Below are 16,888 nucleotides of genomic sequence, written 5' to 3'. Positions count from 1 at the left end.
TCATCAAGGGTCTGGCATCTTGTGTTGTCTCTCGGTACCTTGGGCGCATGTCTGGTCTGTCGGTGACCACCCCCGTGCGTGCGCAGCTGACGTGGCGGTACGAGTCCGAGATGCCCCGCGTGCTCTCCCTCTACGAACGGGCCAAGAGCGCGCAGTGGAACGCCAGCACGGATGTCGACTGGTCGATCGAGGTGCCGTTCGGTGCGCCGCTACCCGACGACTCCGCGTTCGCCATGGCGTCCTTCGAGTCGTCCCCGCTGGCGCGGCGGGGACGCCCGATGTGGGACACCTTCCGGTGGGAGCTGCAGTCGTGGATGGTGAGTCAGTTCCTGCACGGTGAGCAGGGGGCGCTGGTCGTCGCCGCGCGCCTGGTCGAGGTCGTGCCCGACCTGGACAGCAAGTACTACGCCGCGAGCCAGGCCGCCGACGAGGCCCGACACGTCGAGGCCTTCTCCCGTTACCTGCGCGAGAAGGTGCCGCACCCGTACCCGATCAACCCGGCGCTGTCCGAACTCATCAAGGACCTGCTGTCCGACTCCCGGTGGGACATCACGGCGCTGGGCATGCAGATCGTGGTCGAGGCCCTGGCGATGGCCGCGTTCCGGCTGGCCAACAGCACCTTTCACGACCGTCTCATCTGCGACATCACCCGGTTGGTCGCCCGCGACGAGGCCCGGCACGTGTCGTTCGGAGTGCTGTCGCTGGAGGGCATCTACCGGGAGATGACCAGCGCCGAGTTGGCCGACCGCGAGGAGATGGTGCTCGACTCGGCGAGCCTGATGCGACGCCGGTTCCTGCTCGAGGACGTCTGGGATCGCATCGAGGTCGACCGGAGCGAGGGCGTCGACTTCGCGTCGCACAACGAGCTGATGATCAAGTACCGGCAGGCCATCTTCGCCCGGGTGGTGACCGCCCTGGCCAACATCGGCCTGCTGACCCCCCGGGTCCGCGAGGGCCTGGAGCGACTGGACCTCATCGGGTTCGCCGACCGCTCGATCCGCGTCCCCCGTGCCTGACCTGTCGGGAGTAGACATGCCAGTGCTGACCACGCTGACCCTGGACGGCATGTGCGCCGACGTCGCGGCGCTGCTCGAGGAACCGGTGTCGCCCGACGACGACCTGCTGGAGCGCGGCCTGGACTCGATCGGGCTGATGCGACTCGCCGCCGGCTGGGCCGGCGCGGGGCTCACCTTCGCCCAGCTCATCGAGCACCGCACCGTTCGGCAGTGGCACGCGCTGGCCCACCCGGCGGACGGGGACACGCCGCCCGCCGGCGAGTCGGCCGAGGACGACGACGAGGTGGAGGTCGACCCGGACGAGCCGTTCGCCCTGGCCACCATGCAGCACGCGTACTGGGTCGGACGTGCCGGGGACCAGGCCCTCGGCGGTGTGGGTGCGCACTTCTACAACGAGTTCGACGGCCGGCAGGTGGACCCGGACCGGCTGCACCACGCGATCCGCGCGCTGGTCCGCCGCCACGACATGCTCCGGGCGCGCTTCCTCGACGACGGGCGGCAGCAGATCACCCCGGACGGCGCCTGGCCCGGCCTGACCGTGCACGACCTGCGCGACCTGCCGGAGGGCGAGCGGGACCGGCGGCTCGCCGACCTGCGCGCCACCCTGTCCCACCGCACCCTGCGGGTGGACCGCGGCGAGGTGTTCGACGTCCAGCTCTCCCTGCTGCCCGACGGGGCGAGCCGGGTGCACGTGGAGATCGAGATGCTGGTCGCCGACGCGCACAGCTTCCGGGTGCTCCTCGCCGACCTCGCCCGGCTCTACCGCCGGCCCGACGAGCCGCTGCCGGCGATCAGCTACAGCTACCCCCGCTATCTGGCCACCCACGAGCGGCGCCGGGCCGACGCCCGCGATGCCGCGGCCCGCTACTGGCGGCAGCGGGTGCCCGACCTGCCCGGCGGGCCCGACCTGCCGGTGGCCGTGGCCCCGGAACGCATCTCCGGCCACCGGGTGCTGCGGCACCACCATTGGCTCTCCGGCGCCGACCGGGACCGGCTCGCCGCCCGCGCGCGAGAGCACGGCGTCACCCTGTCGATGGTGTTCCTGACGGCCTTCGCCGAGGTCCTGGCCGCCTGGAGCAGCCGGCAGCGCTTCCTGCTCAACCTGCCGCTGTACGACCGGACGCCCTACCACCCGGACGTGCCGTTGCTGAGCGGGGACTTCACCAACCTGCTGCTGCTCGAGGTCGACGCCACCGACGAGGTGCCGTTCGTCGAGCGCGCCCGCCGGCTTCAGGAGCAGTTCGCCCGGGACGTGGCGCACAGCGCGTACTCCGGGGTGGACGTGCTGCGCGACCTGGCCCGCGCCCGGTCCGACCGGGGGGTGTTCGCCCCGGTGGTCTTCACCAGCGCGCTCAGCCTCGGCGACCTGTTCGGCGCCGACGTCCGCGCGTGCTTCGGCGACCCGGTGTGGACCTCCTCGCAGACCCCGCAGGTGTGGCTGGACAACCAGGTCACCGAGCGCGAGGGGGGCCTCTACCTCAACTGGGACCTGGTGGCGGAGCTGTTCCCGCCCGGTGTGTCGGAGGCGATGTTCGCCGCGTACGTCGAGTTGCTGACCCGGCTGACCGCCGACGACTGGACGGCGCCGGCGCCCGACCTGCTGCCCGCTGGGCAGCGGGCGGTCCGGCGGCGCGCCAACGATACGGCGGCGACACTGCCGGTCGGCCTGCTGCACGAGGGCTTCTTCGCGTGGGCGGGGCGGGAGCCGGGGCGGGTGGCGGTGCGGGGTGATGAGGTGGCGGTGTCCTACGGGGAGCTGGCCGGGCGGGCGTTGACGTTGGCTGGGGCGTTGACGCGGGCCGGGGTTGGTCCGGGGGACGCGGTGGGGGTGTGCCTGCCCAAGGGTGTCGACCAGGTCGTCGCGGTGTTGGGTGTGCTCGCCGCCGGCGGCGTGTACGTGCCGGCCGGCGTGGACCAGCCGGCCGCACGGCGCAGCCGGATCTGGCAGCGGGCCGGCGCGACGGTCGTGGTGGGCGACGGTGGGCTCGCCCCGGCCGGCGACGGCGGGCCGGCCCTGGACGGGTGCGTGCCGGTCGACGCGGACGCGTTGGCGTACGTCATCTTCACCTCCGGCTCCACCGGCGAGCCCAAGGGCGTCGAGGTGCCGCACGCCGCCGCCGGCACCACCATCGAGGCCATCCGCCGGCGTTTCCACATCGGCGCGGACGACCGGGTGCTGGCGGTGTCGGCGCTGGACTTCGACCTGTCGGTGTTCGACATTTTCGGGCTCCTCGGCGCCGGCGGCGCCGTCGTGCTGATCGGCGAGGAACAGCGGCGCGACGCGAACGCCTGGCGTCGGCTCGTCGCCGCGCACCGGGTCACCGTCTGGCAGTCGGTCCCCGCGCTGCTGGACATGCTGCTGACCGCGGCCGAGGCGGAGGAAGGGCTGGAGCATCTGCGGCTGGCCCTGCTCGGCGGCGACTGGGTCGGCCTGGACCTGCGCGACCGGCTGGTGGCTCTGCGCCCGGACGCCCGGCTCGTCGCCCTCGGCGGCACCACCGAGACCGCCATCCACTCCACCGTCTTCGAGGTGGGCGCGGTGCCCGCGCACTGGCGGTCCATCCCGTACGGCTTCCCCCTGCCCAACCAGCGCTGCCGCGTGGTGGACGGTCGGGGGCGGGACTGTCCGGACTGGGTGGTGGGGGAGTTGTGGATCGGCGGCGCCGGAGTGGCGGCGGGTTACCGGGGGGATCCGGAGCGCACGGCGCAGCGGTTCGTGGCGCAGGACGGGGTGCGGTGGTACCGCACGGGGGACCTGGGCCGGTACTGGCCGGACGGAACGGTGGAGTTCCTCGGCCGGGCGGACTTCCAGGTGAAGATCCGCGGACACCGTATCGAGTTGGGCGAGGTCGAAACGGCCCTGCTGGAGTGCCCCGGTGTGCGCGACGCGGTCGTGGTCGCCGTCGGCACGAGCACCCGCCGGCTCGCCGCCGCCGTCGTGCCCGAGACGCCCGACCTGGATCCCGAGGCGGTCCGGGCGTTCGTCGTCGACCGGCTGCCCGCGTACATGGTGCCGGAGCACGTCGCGGTGCTCGACCGGCTGCCGCTGAGCGGCAACGGCAAGATCGACCGGCCGGCGCTCACCCGCCGGCTCGCCGACCGCACCGACCGGCCCACCACCGTCGAAGCACCCGTCGGGCCGGTCGAGACGACGCTGGCCACCCTCTGGGCCGACCTGCTCGACGTGCCGACCGTCGGCCGCACCGACAGCTTCTTCGCCCTCGGCGGGGACAGCCTGCTCGCCACCCGGCTGCTCGGCCGGATGCGCGCGGCCGGGCTCGCCGGCGGCCAACTGCGCCGCCTCTTCGCCGAGCCGACGCTCGCCGGGTTCGCCGCCGGAGTCCGGCTCGACACGGGAGCCGGGCTGACCGGGACCTTCGTCGCCGACCCGGCGCACCGCCACGACCCGTTCCCCGCGACCGACGTGCAGCGGGCGTACTGGATGGGCCGGACCGGCGACTTCGCCCTCGGCGAGGTCGGGTCCCACTGGTACTGGGAGTTCGACGGCGCGGACGTGGACCTCGAACGGCTCACCGCGGCCTGGAACCGGCTGGTCCGGCGACACGAGATGCTGCGGGCCGTTTTCGACCCCGACGGGCGCCAGCGCATCCAGCCCGAGGCGCCCGAGGTGACCATCCCGGTCGGCGACGGCGAGGCCGCGCTCGCCGACCTGCGTGAGCGGCTGTCACACCGCGTCGCCGACCCGACGCGCTGGCCGCTGGTGGCCATCGAGGCTGTGCGGTACGGCGAGCGCCGGGTCCGGCTGGCGTTCAGCTTCGACTACATCGTGCTCGACGCGCTCAGCATCGTCACCGTCTTCGCCGAGCTGTCCGCCCTCTACGTCGACCTCGACGCGCCGCTGCGCCCGATCGGTGTGTCCTTCCGTGACTATGTGCTCACCGCCCAGCCCGACGAGGCCACCATCCAGGCCGACCAGCGCTACTGGTCGGCGCAGTCGGCCGATCTGCCGCCCGCGCCGCAACTACCGCTCGCCGTCGACCCCGAACGGGTACGCGCGCCCCGCTTCGTCCGCCACGAGGCTCGGCTCAATCCGGCGGCGTGGACCGCCCTGGTGGACGCCGCCCGCGCCCACGGGGTGAGCCCGGCCGCCGTGCTCGCCACCGCGTACGCCGAGGTGCTCTCGGCCTGGAGCGGGCGAGGCGACCTCACCCTCAACCTGACCCTCTTCGACCGCCGGGAGGTCCACCCCGACATCGACCACGTGCTCGGCGACTTCACCTCGCTGCTGCTCGTCCCGCACCGGCCCGGCGTCGACGACGACTTCCTGACCCTGGTCCGCCGCCTTCAGGAGCGGATGTGGGACGGCATGGAGCACAACGGGGTCTCCGCCATCTGGGTGCTTCGGGAGATCGCCCGGCGTACCGGCGCGCCCGCCGCCACCATGCCGGTGGTCTTCACCAGCGCGTTGGGCATCAGCGACGAACTGGTCAACATGTCCCTGCCGTTCGGTGAGCAGATCTGGGGCGCGTCGCAGACCCCGCAGGTGTGGCTGGACAACCAGGTCATGGAACGCGACGGCGGCCTGAGCGTCAACTGGGACGTGGTCGCCGAGCTGTTCCCGGCCGGCATGGTGGAGGCGATGTTCGCCGCGTACGTCGAGCTGCTGACCACCCTGGCCGCCGGCGACTGGGCACGAACCGCGCCGGTCGGGCTTCCCGAGGCGCAGCGGGCGGTCCGCCACCGGGTGAACGCGACCACCGCGCCGACCCCACCGGGCCTGCTGCACGACGGGTTCTTCGCGCGGGCGGGGCGGGAGCCGGGGCGGGTGGCGCTGCTGGGCGATGAGGTGGTGGTGTCCTACGGGGAGCTGGCCGGACGGGCGTTGACGCTGGCCGGGGCCTTGGGCCGGGCCGGTGTCGGTCCCGGGGACGCGGTCGGGGTGTGCCTGCCCAAGGGTGTCGACCAGGTCGTCGCGGTGTTGGGTGTGCTCGCCGCCGGGGGCGTGTACGTGCCGGTCGGCGTCGACCAGCCGGTGGTCCGCCGGGAGCGGATCTTCACCCGGGCCGACGTGAAGACGGTCGTCGGCGCGGACGGACTCGCCCCGGCCGGCGACGGCGGGCCGGCCCTCGACGGGTGCGTGCCGGTCGACGCGGACGCGTTGGCGTACGTCATCTTCACCTCCGGCTCCACCGGCGAGCCCAAGGGCGTCGAGGTGTCCCACGCGGCGGCCCTGAACACCCTCGCCGCGGTCAGCGACCGCCTGCGCCTCGGCGCGGACGACCGGGTGCTGGCGGTGTCGGCGCTCGACTTCGACCTGTCGGTGTTCGACATCTTCGGGCTCCTCGGCGTCGGCGGCGCGGTGGTGCTCGTCGAGGAGGAGCAGCGGCGCGACGCCCGCACCTGGCTGCGCCTCGTCCGCCAGCACGGCGTCACCATCTGGAACACCGTGCCCGCCCTGCTCGACATGCTGCTCACCGCGGCCGGCGACGAACCGCTCGGCGCGCTGCGGCACGCCCTGGTCTCCGGCGACTGGGTCGGCCTGGACCTGCGCGACCGGCTCGTCGCCCGCCGCCCGGACGCCCGGCTGACCGCCCTCGGCGGCGCCACCGAGGCGGCCATCTGGTCCAACGCGTTCGACGTGGACGTGGTCCCCGCGCACTGGCGGTCCATCCCGTACGGCTTCCCCCTGCCCAACCAGCGCTACCGGGTCGTGGACGGGCGGGGGCGGGACTGTCCGGACTGGGTGGTGGGGGAGTTGTGGATCGGTGGCGCCGGGGTGGCGGCGGGTTACCGGGGCGACCCCGAGCGCACGGCACAGCGGTTCGTGGCGCAGGACGGGGTGCGGTGGTATCGCACGGGTGACCTGGGCCGGTACTGGCCGGACGGGACGCTGGAGTTCCTCGGCCGGGCCGATTTCCAGGTCAAGATTCGCGGACACCGTATCGAACTGGGCGAGGTCGAAGCGGCCCTGCTGGAGTGCCCTGGGGTACGCGACGCGGTCGTGGTCGCCGTCGGCACGAGCACCCGCCGGCTCGCCGCCGCCGTCGTGCCCGAGCCGGACGTCACCCTCGACCCGGACGTCACCAGCACGTTCGTCGTCGACCGGCTGCCGGCGTACATGGTGCCGGAGCACGTCGCGGTGCTCGACCGGCTGCCGCTGAGCGGCAACGGCAAGATCGACCGGGGCGCGGTGGCCACCCTGCTGGCCAGCGGGGACAGCGGGCCGGCCGACGAGCCGCCCCGGCCCGGCCTGGAGAGCGACCTCGGCGCGCTCTGGGCCGACCTGCTGAGCTGCCCCGTCCCCGGCCGCACCCGGAACTTCTTCAGCCTCGGCGGGGACAGCCTGCTCGCCACCCGGCTGCTGGCCGTGCTGCGCGAGCGGTACGGCGTCGACCTGCCGATGCGGGGCCTGCTCGACCGGCCGACCATCGCGGACCTGGCCACCGCCGTGCAGCACGCCGCCGGCACGTACGAGGAAGGGGCGATATGAACGGGCAGGACCTGGTTGCCGAGCTGGCGCAGTTCGGGGTCCAACTCTGGGAGGAGGACGGCCAACTCCGCTTCCGGGCCCCCACCGGCGCCCTCACCGAACAGCGACGCGCCGCGCTGCGCCAGCACAAGGAACAGGTGCTGGCCGTGCTGCGCGACGCCGCCGCGCCCACCGCCGTGCCGCACCCCGAGCAGCGCCACGAGCCGTTCCCGCTCACCGACGTGCAGAGCGCGTACCTGCTCGGGCGGGGCGACGGCTTCGCCTACGGCGGCGTCGGCTGCCACGGGTACGGCGAGCTGACCTTCACCGAGCTGGACGTCGACCGGCTGGAACGCGCCTGGCACGAGGTCGTCGCCCGACACGACATGCTGCGGGCCGTCGTCAACCGCGACGGCTCCCAGCAGGTACGACCCGACGTGCCGGCGTACCGGATCGAGGCGCGCGACGCCGACGCGGCCGGCTTCGACGACGCGGTGGCCGCCACCCGGGCGGAGCTGGACCACCGCCGCTACGACCCGCAGCAGTGGCCGCTGTTCACGCTCCGGGTCACCCGCGGCCCGGGGCGCTGCGTCCTGCACTTCTCGATCGACTTTCTGATCTGCGACTTCGTCAGCATCAACATCCTGCTCGACGAGCTGGGCCGCCGGTACGCCGGTGACCCGCCCGCCGACGAGCTGACGCTGACGTTCCGCGACCACCTGCTGGCCACCGAGCCGCTGCGCGGCGGCCCCCGCCACCAGGCCGACCGGGACTGGTGGCTGGCCCGGCTCGACGACCTGCCCCCCGCCCCGGAACTGCCCCTGTGCGGCGACGGCACGGCCGCGCCGCCCCGTTTCCGCCGCCTCGACCTGCGGCTGGACCCGTCCGAGTGGGCCGGGTTGCGCCAGCGCGCCGGGCAGCACGGGATCAGCCCCTCCGGGGCGGTGCTCGCCGCGTACGTCGAGGTGATCGCCGCGTGGAGCGCGCACCCGCGCTTCACCGTCGACGTCACCCTGCTCAACCGGACGCCGACGCACCCGCAGGTGGATCGGATCGTCGGCGACTTCACCTCGGTCAGCCTGCTCGCCGTGGAGCAGAGCCCGGACGCGCCGGTCCAGGAGCGGGCCAAGCGGATCCAGGCGCAGCTTTGGTCCGACCTGGACCACCGCCGGTTCTCCGGCGTCGACGTGGTGCGCGAGCTGGCCCGCCGCCGGGGCGCCGACGCCGCGCTGATGCCCATCGTCTTCACCAGCGCCATCGGCCTGGGCGGCGACACCGGCGTGGAGGGCTTCGGCGAGCTGGGGTACGGCATCAGCCAGACCCCGCAGGTGTGGATCGACTGCCAGAACATCGAGCGTTCCGGCGGGCTGGCCACCAACTGGGACGTCCGCGACGGCGTCTTTCCCGACGGCGTGGTCGACGAGATGTTCGCCGCGTACGCCGCGCTGCTGCGCCGGCTGGCGCGCACCGACGAGGCGTGGGAGGAGCTGGCCCCGGTCGCGCTGCCCGAGGCGAGCGCCCGTCGCCGCGCCGAGGTCAACGCCACCGCCGCGACGCTGCCCGACGGGCTGCTGCACGAGGGCGTCCTCGCCCAGGCGCTGCGGACACCGGACCGGGTGGCCGTGGTGGCCCCGGACGGCACGCTCACCTACCGGCAGCTCACCGGCCGTGCCGCCGCCGTGGCCGCCCGGCTGGCAGAGAAGGGCTGCCGGCCCGGTGACCTGGTCGCGGTGGTCGCCGACAAGGGCTGGCGGCAGGTGGTCGCGGTGTTCGGGGCGCTGCTGGCGGGCGCCGCGTACGTGCCGATCGACACCAACCAGCCGCCCGCCCGTCGTGACCTGATCCTCGCTGGCGCGGGGATCCGGCACGTCCTCACCGAGTCTGCCCGGGTGGACGGCGACTGGCCGGCGGGGGTGCAGTCGATCGCGGTGGACGACTGCGACGGTCCGGCGCCGACGGAGCTGCCGGCGCGGATGGTCGGCCCGGACGACCGGGCGTACGTCATCCACACGTCCGGGTCGACGGGCACGCCGAAGGGCGTGGTGATCACCCACCGGGCGGCCCTGAACACCGTGGTGGACATCAACAGCCGGTTCGACGTGACCCCGGACGACCGGGTGCTCGGCCTGGCCAACCTCGGCTTCGACCTGTCCGTCTACGACCTGTTCGGCCCGCCCGCGGTCGGCGCCGCGCTGGTGCTGCCGGCGCCCGAGCGGCGGAGTGACCCCACCCACTGGGCCGAACTGGTCGCCGAGAACGAGGTGACCGTCTGGAACTCGGTGCCGGCGCAGCTGCAGATGCTCGCCGACTACCTCGCGGCCGCGCCGATGGTCCGGATCCCCTCGCTGCGGCTGGCCCTGCTCAGCGGCGACTGGATTCCGGTGACCCTGCCGGACCAGATCCGCGACCTGGTCCCCGGCCTGGCCGTGGTCAGCCTCGGCGGCGCGACCGAGGCCGCCATCTGGTCGATCATCCACCCGATCGGCCGGGTCGACCCCGCCTGGCGCAGCATCCCGTACGGGGTGCCGCTGACCAACCAGACCTGGCACGTGCGTGACGCCGCGCTGCGACCCCGACCGGACTGGGTCACCGGGGAGTTGTACATCGGCGGGGCGGGGCTGGCGCTGGGCTACCTCGGCGACGAGGCGCGCACGGCCGAGCGGTTCGTCACCGACCCGGCCAGCGGCGAGCGGCTGTACCGCACCGGTGACCTCGGGCGCTACCTGCCCGACGGCACCATCGAGTTCCTCGGTCGGGAGGACTTCCAGGTCAAGATCCGCGGCCATCGGATCGAGTTGGCCGAGGTCGAGTCGGCGCTGCTGACGCACCCCGCGGTGGGCGGGGCGATCGCCGTGGTGGACGGTGACCGTCCACTGGAGAAGCGACTGGCCGCCGTCGTCCAGCCCGCCGCCGTCGAACCCGGTCCCGGGCAGCCGGTCGACTCCGCCGGGCCCACCGCGGCCGGGACCGCCCTGGTCGCCGGCACCGACCTCGGCGTGTACCACGCGTACCTGCGCGAGCTGGACCGCCTCGGCCTCGCCGCCATGCTGGACACCCTGCGCGCCGCCGGGCTCGCCCTCGACGACCGCCCGCACAGCCTGGCCGAGGTGTACGCCGCCACCCGCGTCGCGCCCCGGCACCGCCGGCTGCTGCGCCGCTGGCTGCGGGCGCTCACCGACTCCGGGGTGCTTCGCCACGACGACGGCTACCGGCTGGTGGCAGCGCCGCCGCCCGCCGCGCGCGCCTGGGACGCGGCGGCCGAGCGGGCCGCGTCGGTCGGGGAGTCTCCCGAGCTGGTCCGGTACTTCCAGGCCAGCGCCGCCGCGCTGCCGGCGCTGCTGCGCGGCGACGAGGACCCCCTCGCGCTGCTCTTCCCCGGCGGCGAACTGTCGGTGTCGGACAACCTCTACGCCGACGCCCTTTTCAACCGGTGGGCCAACACGGTCGCGGCCGCGACCGTCCGCGCCCTCGCCGAGCGGCTGACCGGGCCGGTGCGCATCGTCGAGGTCGGCGCCGGGTCCGGCGGCACCACCGCGGCCGTGCTCGACGCGCTGGACGGCCTCGACGTCGACTACCTCTACACCGACCTGTCCGCGTTCTTCCTCGGTGCCGGCCGGCAACGCTTCGCCGACCGGCCGGGCATCCGCTTCGCGCAACTGGACCTCGACGCCGACCTGGCCGGGCAGGGGATGCCGCCGAACAGCGCCGACATCGTGATCGCCGGCGACGTCCTGCACGCCACCCGGGACGTACCGGCCACCCTGGCGCGGCTGCGCGGCCTGCTCGCCCCCGGCGGGCACCTGGTGCTGCTGGAGATGACCCGGGAGCACTACCAGATCATGACGTCGCTGGAGTTGCTGGTCCGGCTCGACGACGACCTCGGGGACTTCGCCGACCTGCGCCACGGCACCGACCGGACGTTCCTCACCGGCGACGAGTGGCGCAGCCTGCTCGCCGCCGCCGGCGCGTCCCCCGTGCTCGACCTGCCGGCGGCCGGCGATCCGATGGCCGGGCTCGGCATGCGGATCATCGCCGCCCGGGTCAAGGCCAACCGGCGGCGGGTGGTACCTGATGAGCTGCGGACACACCTGGCCGAGCGGCTGCCCGACTACATGATTCCGGGCGTGGTGCGGGTGGTCGACGAGCTGCCCCGCACGGCGAACGGCAAGCTGGACCGCACGGCCGTACGACGGCTGGTGGCGGCCACGACGGCCGGTCCCGAGGTGGCCGCCGCGGCGCCGCTCACCGAGTTGGAGGAGCAGATCGCGGCCGTCTGGGCCGACGTGCTGCGGGTGGATCGGGTCGGGCGGGACGCGGACTTCTTCGCCCTCGGCGGTGACTCGCTGCTCGCCGCGAAGCTCGCCGGCCAGCTCGCCGAGCGGGTGCCGGCCGCCGCCGACGTCTTCTTCGACGAGTTGCTGCGCCGGATCCTGGAGCACCCGACCGTGGCCGACCTCGCCGACCACCTGGCTGCCGTCGGCAGCGTCCGGCCCGACGAGCAACCGGCGGGCAGCGACACCGGCGAGGTGGTGTCGCTGGCCGGCGGGGTCCCGCCCCGGTACGTCCTGGTCCACGACGGTAGCGGCGGCCTCGACGGGTACGCCGGGCTGGCCGAGCGGCTGGCCGGCTCGGGAGCCGTGTGCGGGATCGCGGACACCGGCCTGCACCGCTACGCCGGCCTGGACCCGGCGCCGCTGGTGCAACGCCTCGCGGCCGACTACACGGCGGCGCTGGCCGAGCACCTGTCGACCGGGTCGCTGACGCTGGTTGGCCGGGGCGAGGCCGGGGTGCTGGCGTTGGAGCTGGCTCGGCAGCTCACCGAATCGGGGGTGGACGTCGTCGGGCTGGTGGTCGCCGACCCGGTGACTGGCGACGGTTACGGCAGTTCCCCGTACGCGGGAGACGTCACGCTGCTCTGCCCGTCCGAGCCGGACCCGACGAGCGTCGACTGGTGGCGCGACGTGTGCCTGGGCGAGCTGACCGTGCGCCGGGTGCCGGACGATCCGGGCGCCTGGGCCGGCCCGATCGCCGGGGACGGCTGACGTGCCCGGGACGGTGGCCCTGGTGGGCGCCACCGGCGGGGTGGGCCGGCACGCGCTGGCGCACCTGCTGGCCTGGGGCGTCGACACCGTACGGGCCGGCGCCCGCGATCCCGCCCGGCTCGTCGCCGACGACCCGCGGGTCCACGTGCGGGCGGTGGATGTCACCGATGCCGCCAGCCTGGACGCGTTCTGCGCCGGCTGCCACACCGTCGTCAACTGCGCCGGGCCGGCCGCCTCGATCGGTGACACGGTGGCCCGCGCGGCGGCGCGCAGCGGTGCAGGCTACGTCGACGCGGCCGGCGACGACCCGCTGCACGCGGCGGTGTCCGCCCTGCCGGCAGCCGCGGACCGGGTCGCGGTGCTCTCCGCCGGGTTGATGCCCGGCCTGTCCGGGCTGCTTCCCGCTTACCTCGCCGCGCAGCTGCCGGCGGCACGGCGGATGACCGGGTACGTCGGTGGCCGCGACGGTTTCACCTTCGGCGCCGCCCTGGACTTCATCGCCGCCGGGAACGCCGACTACGGCGAGCCGCTGGCCGCGTGGCGTAACGGTGGGCGGCACAGCCGAGTCCTCGCCGCCCGCGCCGACGTGGCGGTGCCGTTCTTCGACGAGCCGGTGCTGCTGCAGCCGTACCTCAGCACCGAGACCGAGCGGGTCGCCCGCCGGCTCGGCCTCACCGACGTCGACTGGTGGTCGGCGTTCGCCGGCAGCCGGTTGCCGGCCGCGCTCGCCGCCGGCGCCCGGCGAGCGCGTGACGGCGCGACGGCGGCGCAGCTCGCCGACGCGGCAGCCGAGCTGTGCCGGGCGGCCGAGCTGGACGCCTTCGGTCGGCTCCGCTACCAGCTGCTGGTCATCGAGGTGACCTGCCCGGCGGGCAGCCGCGTGCTGGCCTGCCGGGGGGTCGGCGCGAACGCGCTCACCGGCGCGGCGGTCGCCCTCGGCGCCCTGGCGGTCGCCGCCGGCGCCGTGCCACCCGGCGTGCACCACCTCGCCGAGGCGGTGGACCCGGGATGGGCGGTGGACCTGCTGCGCACCAGCCCGGCGGTCACGTCGCTGACCATCGACGACGTCCCGCTGGGGTCACACGACCTGATCGAGGAGGGGGTGGCGTGAAACCGAGAGTGCTGGTCGCCGGCACCAAGTTCGGCCAGGTGTACCTGCAGGCCTTTCGGCAGCCCGACTTTCCGTTCGAGCTGGCCGGGATCCTCGCCGGGGGCAGCGCCCGTTCGGTCGCGTGCGCCCGGCACTACGGGGTGCCGCTGTGGACCGACGTGGCCCAGGTGCCCGCCGACGTCACGCTGGCCTGCGTGGTGATCCGCGGCGGTCTGCTCGGCGGACCGGGCGGCGAGGTGGCCCGGGCGCTGATGCAACGAGGGCTGCACGTGCTGCAGGAGCATCCGCTGCACCACGACGAGCTGGTCGAGTGTCTGCGGACCGCCGGTCGGGCCGGGGTCGTCTACCACCTGAACTCGTTCTACGTGCACACCGCCCCGGTGCGCCGGTTCCTCGCCGCGGCCCGGGCGCTGCTGGCCCGGCAGCCGGCGCGCTACGTCGACGCGGCCTGCGGCTTCCAGGTCGCGTACGCGCTGCTGGACATCCTCGGCCAGACCCTCGGCGGGGTACGCCCGTGGGGCCTGGCCCCGGTGGTCGAACTGCCCGAGCAGGTACGCCGGCTGTCCCGGGTGGACGTGCCGTTCCGAAGCCTCGACGGGGTGCTCGCCGGGGTGCCGCTGACCCTGCGGGTGCAGAACCAGATGGACCCGGCGGACCCGGACAACTACGCGCACCTGCTGCACCGGGTCACCATCGGCACCGAGGCCGGCAACCTGACCCTCGTCGGCACACACGGACCCACCGTGTGGAGTCCTCGGCCGGACTTTCCGCAGCAGGTGCAGGACCGGGGGGTGGGCCGGCCGCACTTCGCCGACGGGGAGGGCGCCGAGCCCGACCACCTGGACGTGCCGAGCGCGCAGCCGCTGGCCGACACGGTCGCGCCCAGCTATCGCACCGTGTTCGAGGAGGTCTGGCCGGCCGGCGTCGGGTACGCCCTGGGCAACCTGCACCGGGCGGCGCTGGGCGGGGAGAAGCTGGCCCGACACGGCCAGTACCACCTGAGCCTGTGCCAGTTGTGGCAGGACGTCACCACCCGGTTGGGGCCGCCCGACCTGGTGCACTCCGTACCGCCGCGGATGCTCGTCGCGTCCGACGTGGCGGAACTGGCCGAAGCTGCCGCCGGGGCGGTCGACACGCCGGAGCCGGTGCGGATCGGGGCGCGACCGTGACGCCCGCCGGCCGTACCTGGCTGCGCTGCCCCCGGCCGTTGCGCTGGCCGGCGCTGCGCCTCGTCTGCTTCCCCCACGCCGGCGGCAACGCCGCCTTCTACCGGCCCTGGTCCGGTCAGGTGCCCGACGACGTCGAGGTGCACGGCGTGCAGTATCCGGGTCGCATGGACCGGGCCGGGGAACCGTTCGCCGCCGACCTGCCGACCCTGGCCGAGGGGGTCGCCGCAGCGGTGCGGGCGCTGCCGGCCGACGCCCCGGTCGTCCTGTTCGGGCACAGCCTCGGGGCGTCCGTGGCGTACGAGACGGCACGCCGGCTGGACGGCCCCGGCAGCGTGCTACGGGCGTTGGTGGTCTCCGGCCGCCCGGGGCCGGACCGGTTGCGGGCCACCAGCGTGCACCTGGCCGACGACGACGCGCTGTGGGCGGAGACCGGGCGGCTCGGCGGCACCGGCCGGGAGGCCCTCGAACACGAGGGGGTACGCGCGATCGCCCTGCCGGTGCTGCGCGCCGACTACCGGATCGCCGAGACCTACCGTCCGCGGCCGCCGGTGCCGCTACGGACGCCGGTGCTGGCCTGCGTCGGCGCGGACGACCCGGAGGTCACCGCGGACGAGGCCGGCGACTGGGCCCACCGCACCCGAGGTGGCTTCGCCCTGCACACGTTCCCCGGCGGCCACTTCTACCTGCTCCCGCGCCGCAACCAGCTCATCGAGACCATCCTGCGCGCCACGCACCGCAGCCCGGTGCCCACCTGGTCGGCGGCCGGCCCGTGATCCCGGCGAACCTGCACTACCACCGGGCCCGGGACCTGACCGAGGCGCTGGAGCTGCGCGAGGCGTACGGCGACCAGCTGCGGCCGCTGGCCGGCGGGCAGTCGCTGCTGCCGGCGCTGAAGCTGCGCCACGACCGCGTCGACACCCTGCTGGACCTCGGCCGGGTCGGCGAGTTGTCGTACGTGGCCCACCGTGACGACCACCTGGCCGTGGGCGCGCTGACCCGCTACCGCCGGTTGCTCACCGACCCGCTGGTCGAGCGGTACGCCCCGATGCTGGCCGTCGCCGCCGCGGCGGTCGGTGACCCGCAGGTGCGGCATGTGGGGACCGTGGGCGGCGCGCTCGCCCAGGCCGACCCGGCCGCGGACCTGCCGCTGGCCCTGGTCGCGCTGGACGCCGTCGTGGTGCTGCGCAGCGTGGCCGGCGCCCGGCAGGTGCCCGCCGCCGAGTTGGCCGTGGCGCCCGGGGCGACGGTGTGCCGGCCCGACGAACTCGTCACCGAGGTACGGGTGCCGCTGCCCGGCCCGGCACGGTGGAGCTACCGGACCTTCGCCCGGCCGGCGTTGGAGTGGTCGCTGGTGGCCGTCGCCGTCGCCGACGGTCGGGTCGCGCTGGCCGGCATGGGGCCGACCATCCGGCGGGCGCACGGGGTCGAGGTGGCCCTCGCTGAGGGCGCCGGTGTCGCTGCGGCGGCGCGCGCCGATGAGGGGTGTGACCCGCCGGACGACGTACGCGCCTCGGCCGCCTACCGGCGGCACCTGAGCCGGGTGCTGGTGGCCCGCGCCCTGGCCGAGAACGGCACCATCCCGGAGGAGTCACGATGAGCATCGACGCCCGTCCCGGTACGACGACCGTCGCCGTCACCGCCACGGTCAACGGTCGCCCGGACAGCCGGCGGGTGCCGGCCCGTACCCTGCTGGTCCATCTGCTGCGCGAGGAGCTGGGGTTGACCGCGGCCACCGTGGGCTGCGACACCTCCTCCTGCGGGGCCTGCACGGTGCTGCTGGACGGGCGGTCGGTCAAGTCGTGCAGCCTGCTGGCCGCGCAGGCCAACGGCGCCGAGATCCGCACCGTGGAGGGGCTCGCCGACGGCGAGCGGCTGCACCCGGTGCAGGAGGCGTTCCACGAGCACCACGCCCTGCAGTGCGGCTTCTGCACTCCCGGCATGGTCCTCGCCGTGGTGAGCCTGCTCGAGGAGAACCCGGGGCCGCTCACCGAGCACGACGTGCGGCACGCCCTGAAGGGCAACCTGTGCCGCTGCACCGGCTACCACAACATCGTCCGTGCCGTGCTCGCCCTCGACGAGGCCCGCCAGGTCGGATGACCGCCAGACACCGGAAAGGAGGC

Annotated in this window: 8 protein-coding genes; all 8 read left to right on the top strand. The window is 74.6% G+C overall.

Annotation, left to right across the window (positions count from 1 at the left end):
* The first annotated feature begins 47 nt into the window (after positions 1-47).
* Genes ABZU69_RS16845 through ABZU69_RS16810 form a run of 8 tightly spaced genes read left to right on the top strand, consistent with a single transcriptional unit; the run spans position 48 to position 16,865 of the window.
* A complete protein-coding gene (locus ABZU69_RS16845) occupies positions 48-1,016 on the top strand; it encodes a ferritin-like domain-containing protein (protein ID WP_354965239.1) in 969 nt (322 codons plus the stop codon).
* A gap of 16 nt (positions 1,017-1,032) precedes the next feature.
* A complete protein-coding gene (locus ABZU69_RS16840; RefSeq protein ID WP_354965238.1) occupies positions 1,033-7,467 on the top strand; it encodes an amino acid adenylation domain-containing protein in 6,435 nt (2,144 codons plus the stop codon).
* A complete protein-coding gene (locus tag ABZU69_RS16835) occupies positions 7,464-12,488 on the top strand; it encodes an amino acid adenylation domain-containing protein (protein ID WP_354965237.1) in 5,025 nt (1,674 codons plus the stop codon). Before ABZU69_RS16840 ends, ABZU69_RS16835 begins: the two co-directional genes overlap by 4 nt.
* Before the next feature lies 1 nt (position 12,489).
* On the top strand, positions 12,490-13,599 hold the full coding sequence (locus tag ABZU69_RS16830) for an NAD(P)H-binding protein (protein WP_354965236.1): 1,110 nt from the start codon (positions 12,490-12,492) through the stop codon (positions 13,597-13,599).
* The gene (locus tag ABZU69_RS16825; protein ID WP_354965235.1) at positions 13,596-14,768 is read left to right on the top strand and encodes a Gfo/Idh/MocA family oxidoreductase; all 1,173 of its coding nucleotides are present in this window, start codon (positions 13,596-13,598) and stop codon (positions 14,766-14,768) included. Before ABZU69_RS16830 ends, ABZU69_RS16825 begins: the two co-directional genes overlap by 4 nt.
* The gene (locus tag ABZU69_RS16820) at positions 14,765-15,541 is read left to right on the top strand and encodes an alpha/beta fold hydrolase (RefSeq protein WP_354965234.1); all 777 of its coding nucleotides are present in this window, start codon (positions 14,765-14,767) and stop codon (positions 15,539-15,541) included. The genes ABZU69_RS16825 and ABZU69_RS16820 overlap by 4 nt, the downstream gene beginning before the upstream one ends.
* Positions 15,538-16,365: a xanthine dehydrogenase family protein subunit M gene (locus tag ABZU69_RS16815; protein WP_354965233.1), complete on the top strand. Its 828-nt coding sequence runs from the start codon at positions 15,538-15,540 to the stop codon at positions 16,363-16,365. Before ABZU69_RS16820 ends, ABZU69_RS16815 begins: the two co-directional genes overlap by 4 nt.
* Positions 16,362-16,865 carry a (2Fe-2S)-binding protein gene (locus ABZU69_RS16810; protein ID WP_354965232.1) on the top strand — a complete coding sequence of 168 codons (504 nt, stop codon included), beginning with the start codon at positions 16,362-16,364 and terminating at the stop codon, positions 16,863-16,865. The genes ABZU69_RS16815 and ABZU69_RS16810 overlap by 4 nt, the downstream gene beginning before the upstream one ends.
* Positions 16,866-16,888: the final 23 nt, after the last annotated feature.

Origin of the sequence: Micromonospora sp. NPDC005206 (genome assembly GCF_040608175.1) — a bacterium.
Classification (GTDB): Bacteria; Actinomycetota; Actinomycetes; order Mycobacteriales; family Micromonosporaceae; genus Micromonospora.
The sequence above is the reverse complement of the archived record's forward strand: the minus strand, read 5'-3'. Positions and strand labels throughout refer to the sequence as shown.

What these genes read in the sequence shown, in the direction of transcription:
- ABZU69_RS16845 (WP_354965239.1), top strand. Translation starts at nt 48, where the DNA reads ATGTCTGGTCTGTCGGTGACCACCCCCGTGCGTGCGCAGCTGACGTGG.
- ABZU69_RS16840 (WP_354965238.1), top strand. Translation starts at nt 1,033, where the DNA reads ATGCCAGTGCTGACCACGCTGACCCTGGACGGCATGTGCGCCGACGTC.
- ABZU69_RS16835 (WP_354965237.1), top strand. Translation starts at nt 7,464, where the DNA reads ATGAACGGGCAGGACCTGGTTGCCGAGCTGGCGCAGTTCGGGGTCCAA.
- ABZU69_RS16810 (WP_354965232.1), top strand. Translation starts at nt 16,362, where the DNA reads ATGAGCATCGACGCCCGTCCCGGTACGACGACCGTCGCCGTCACCGCC.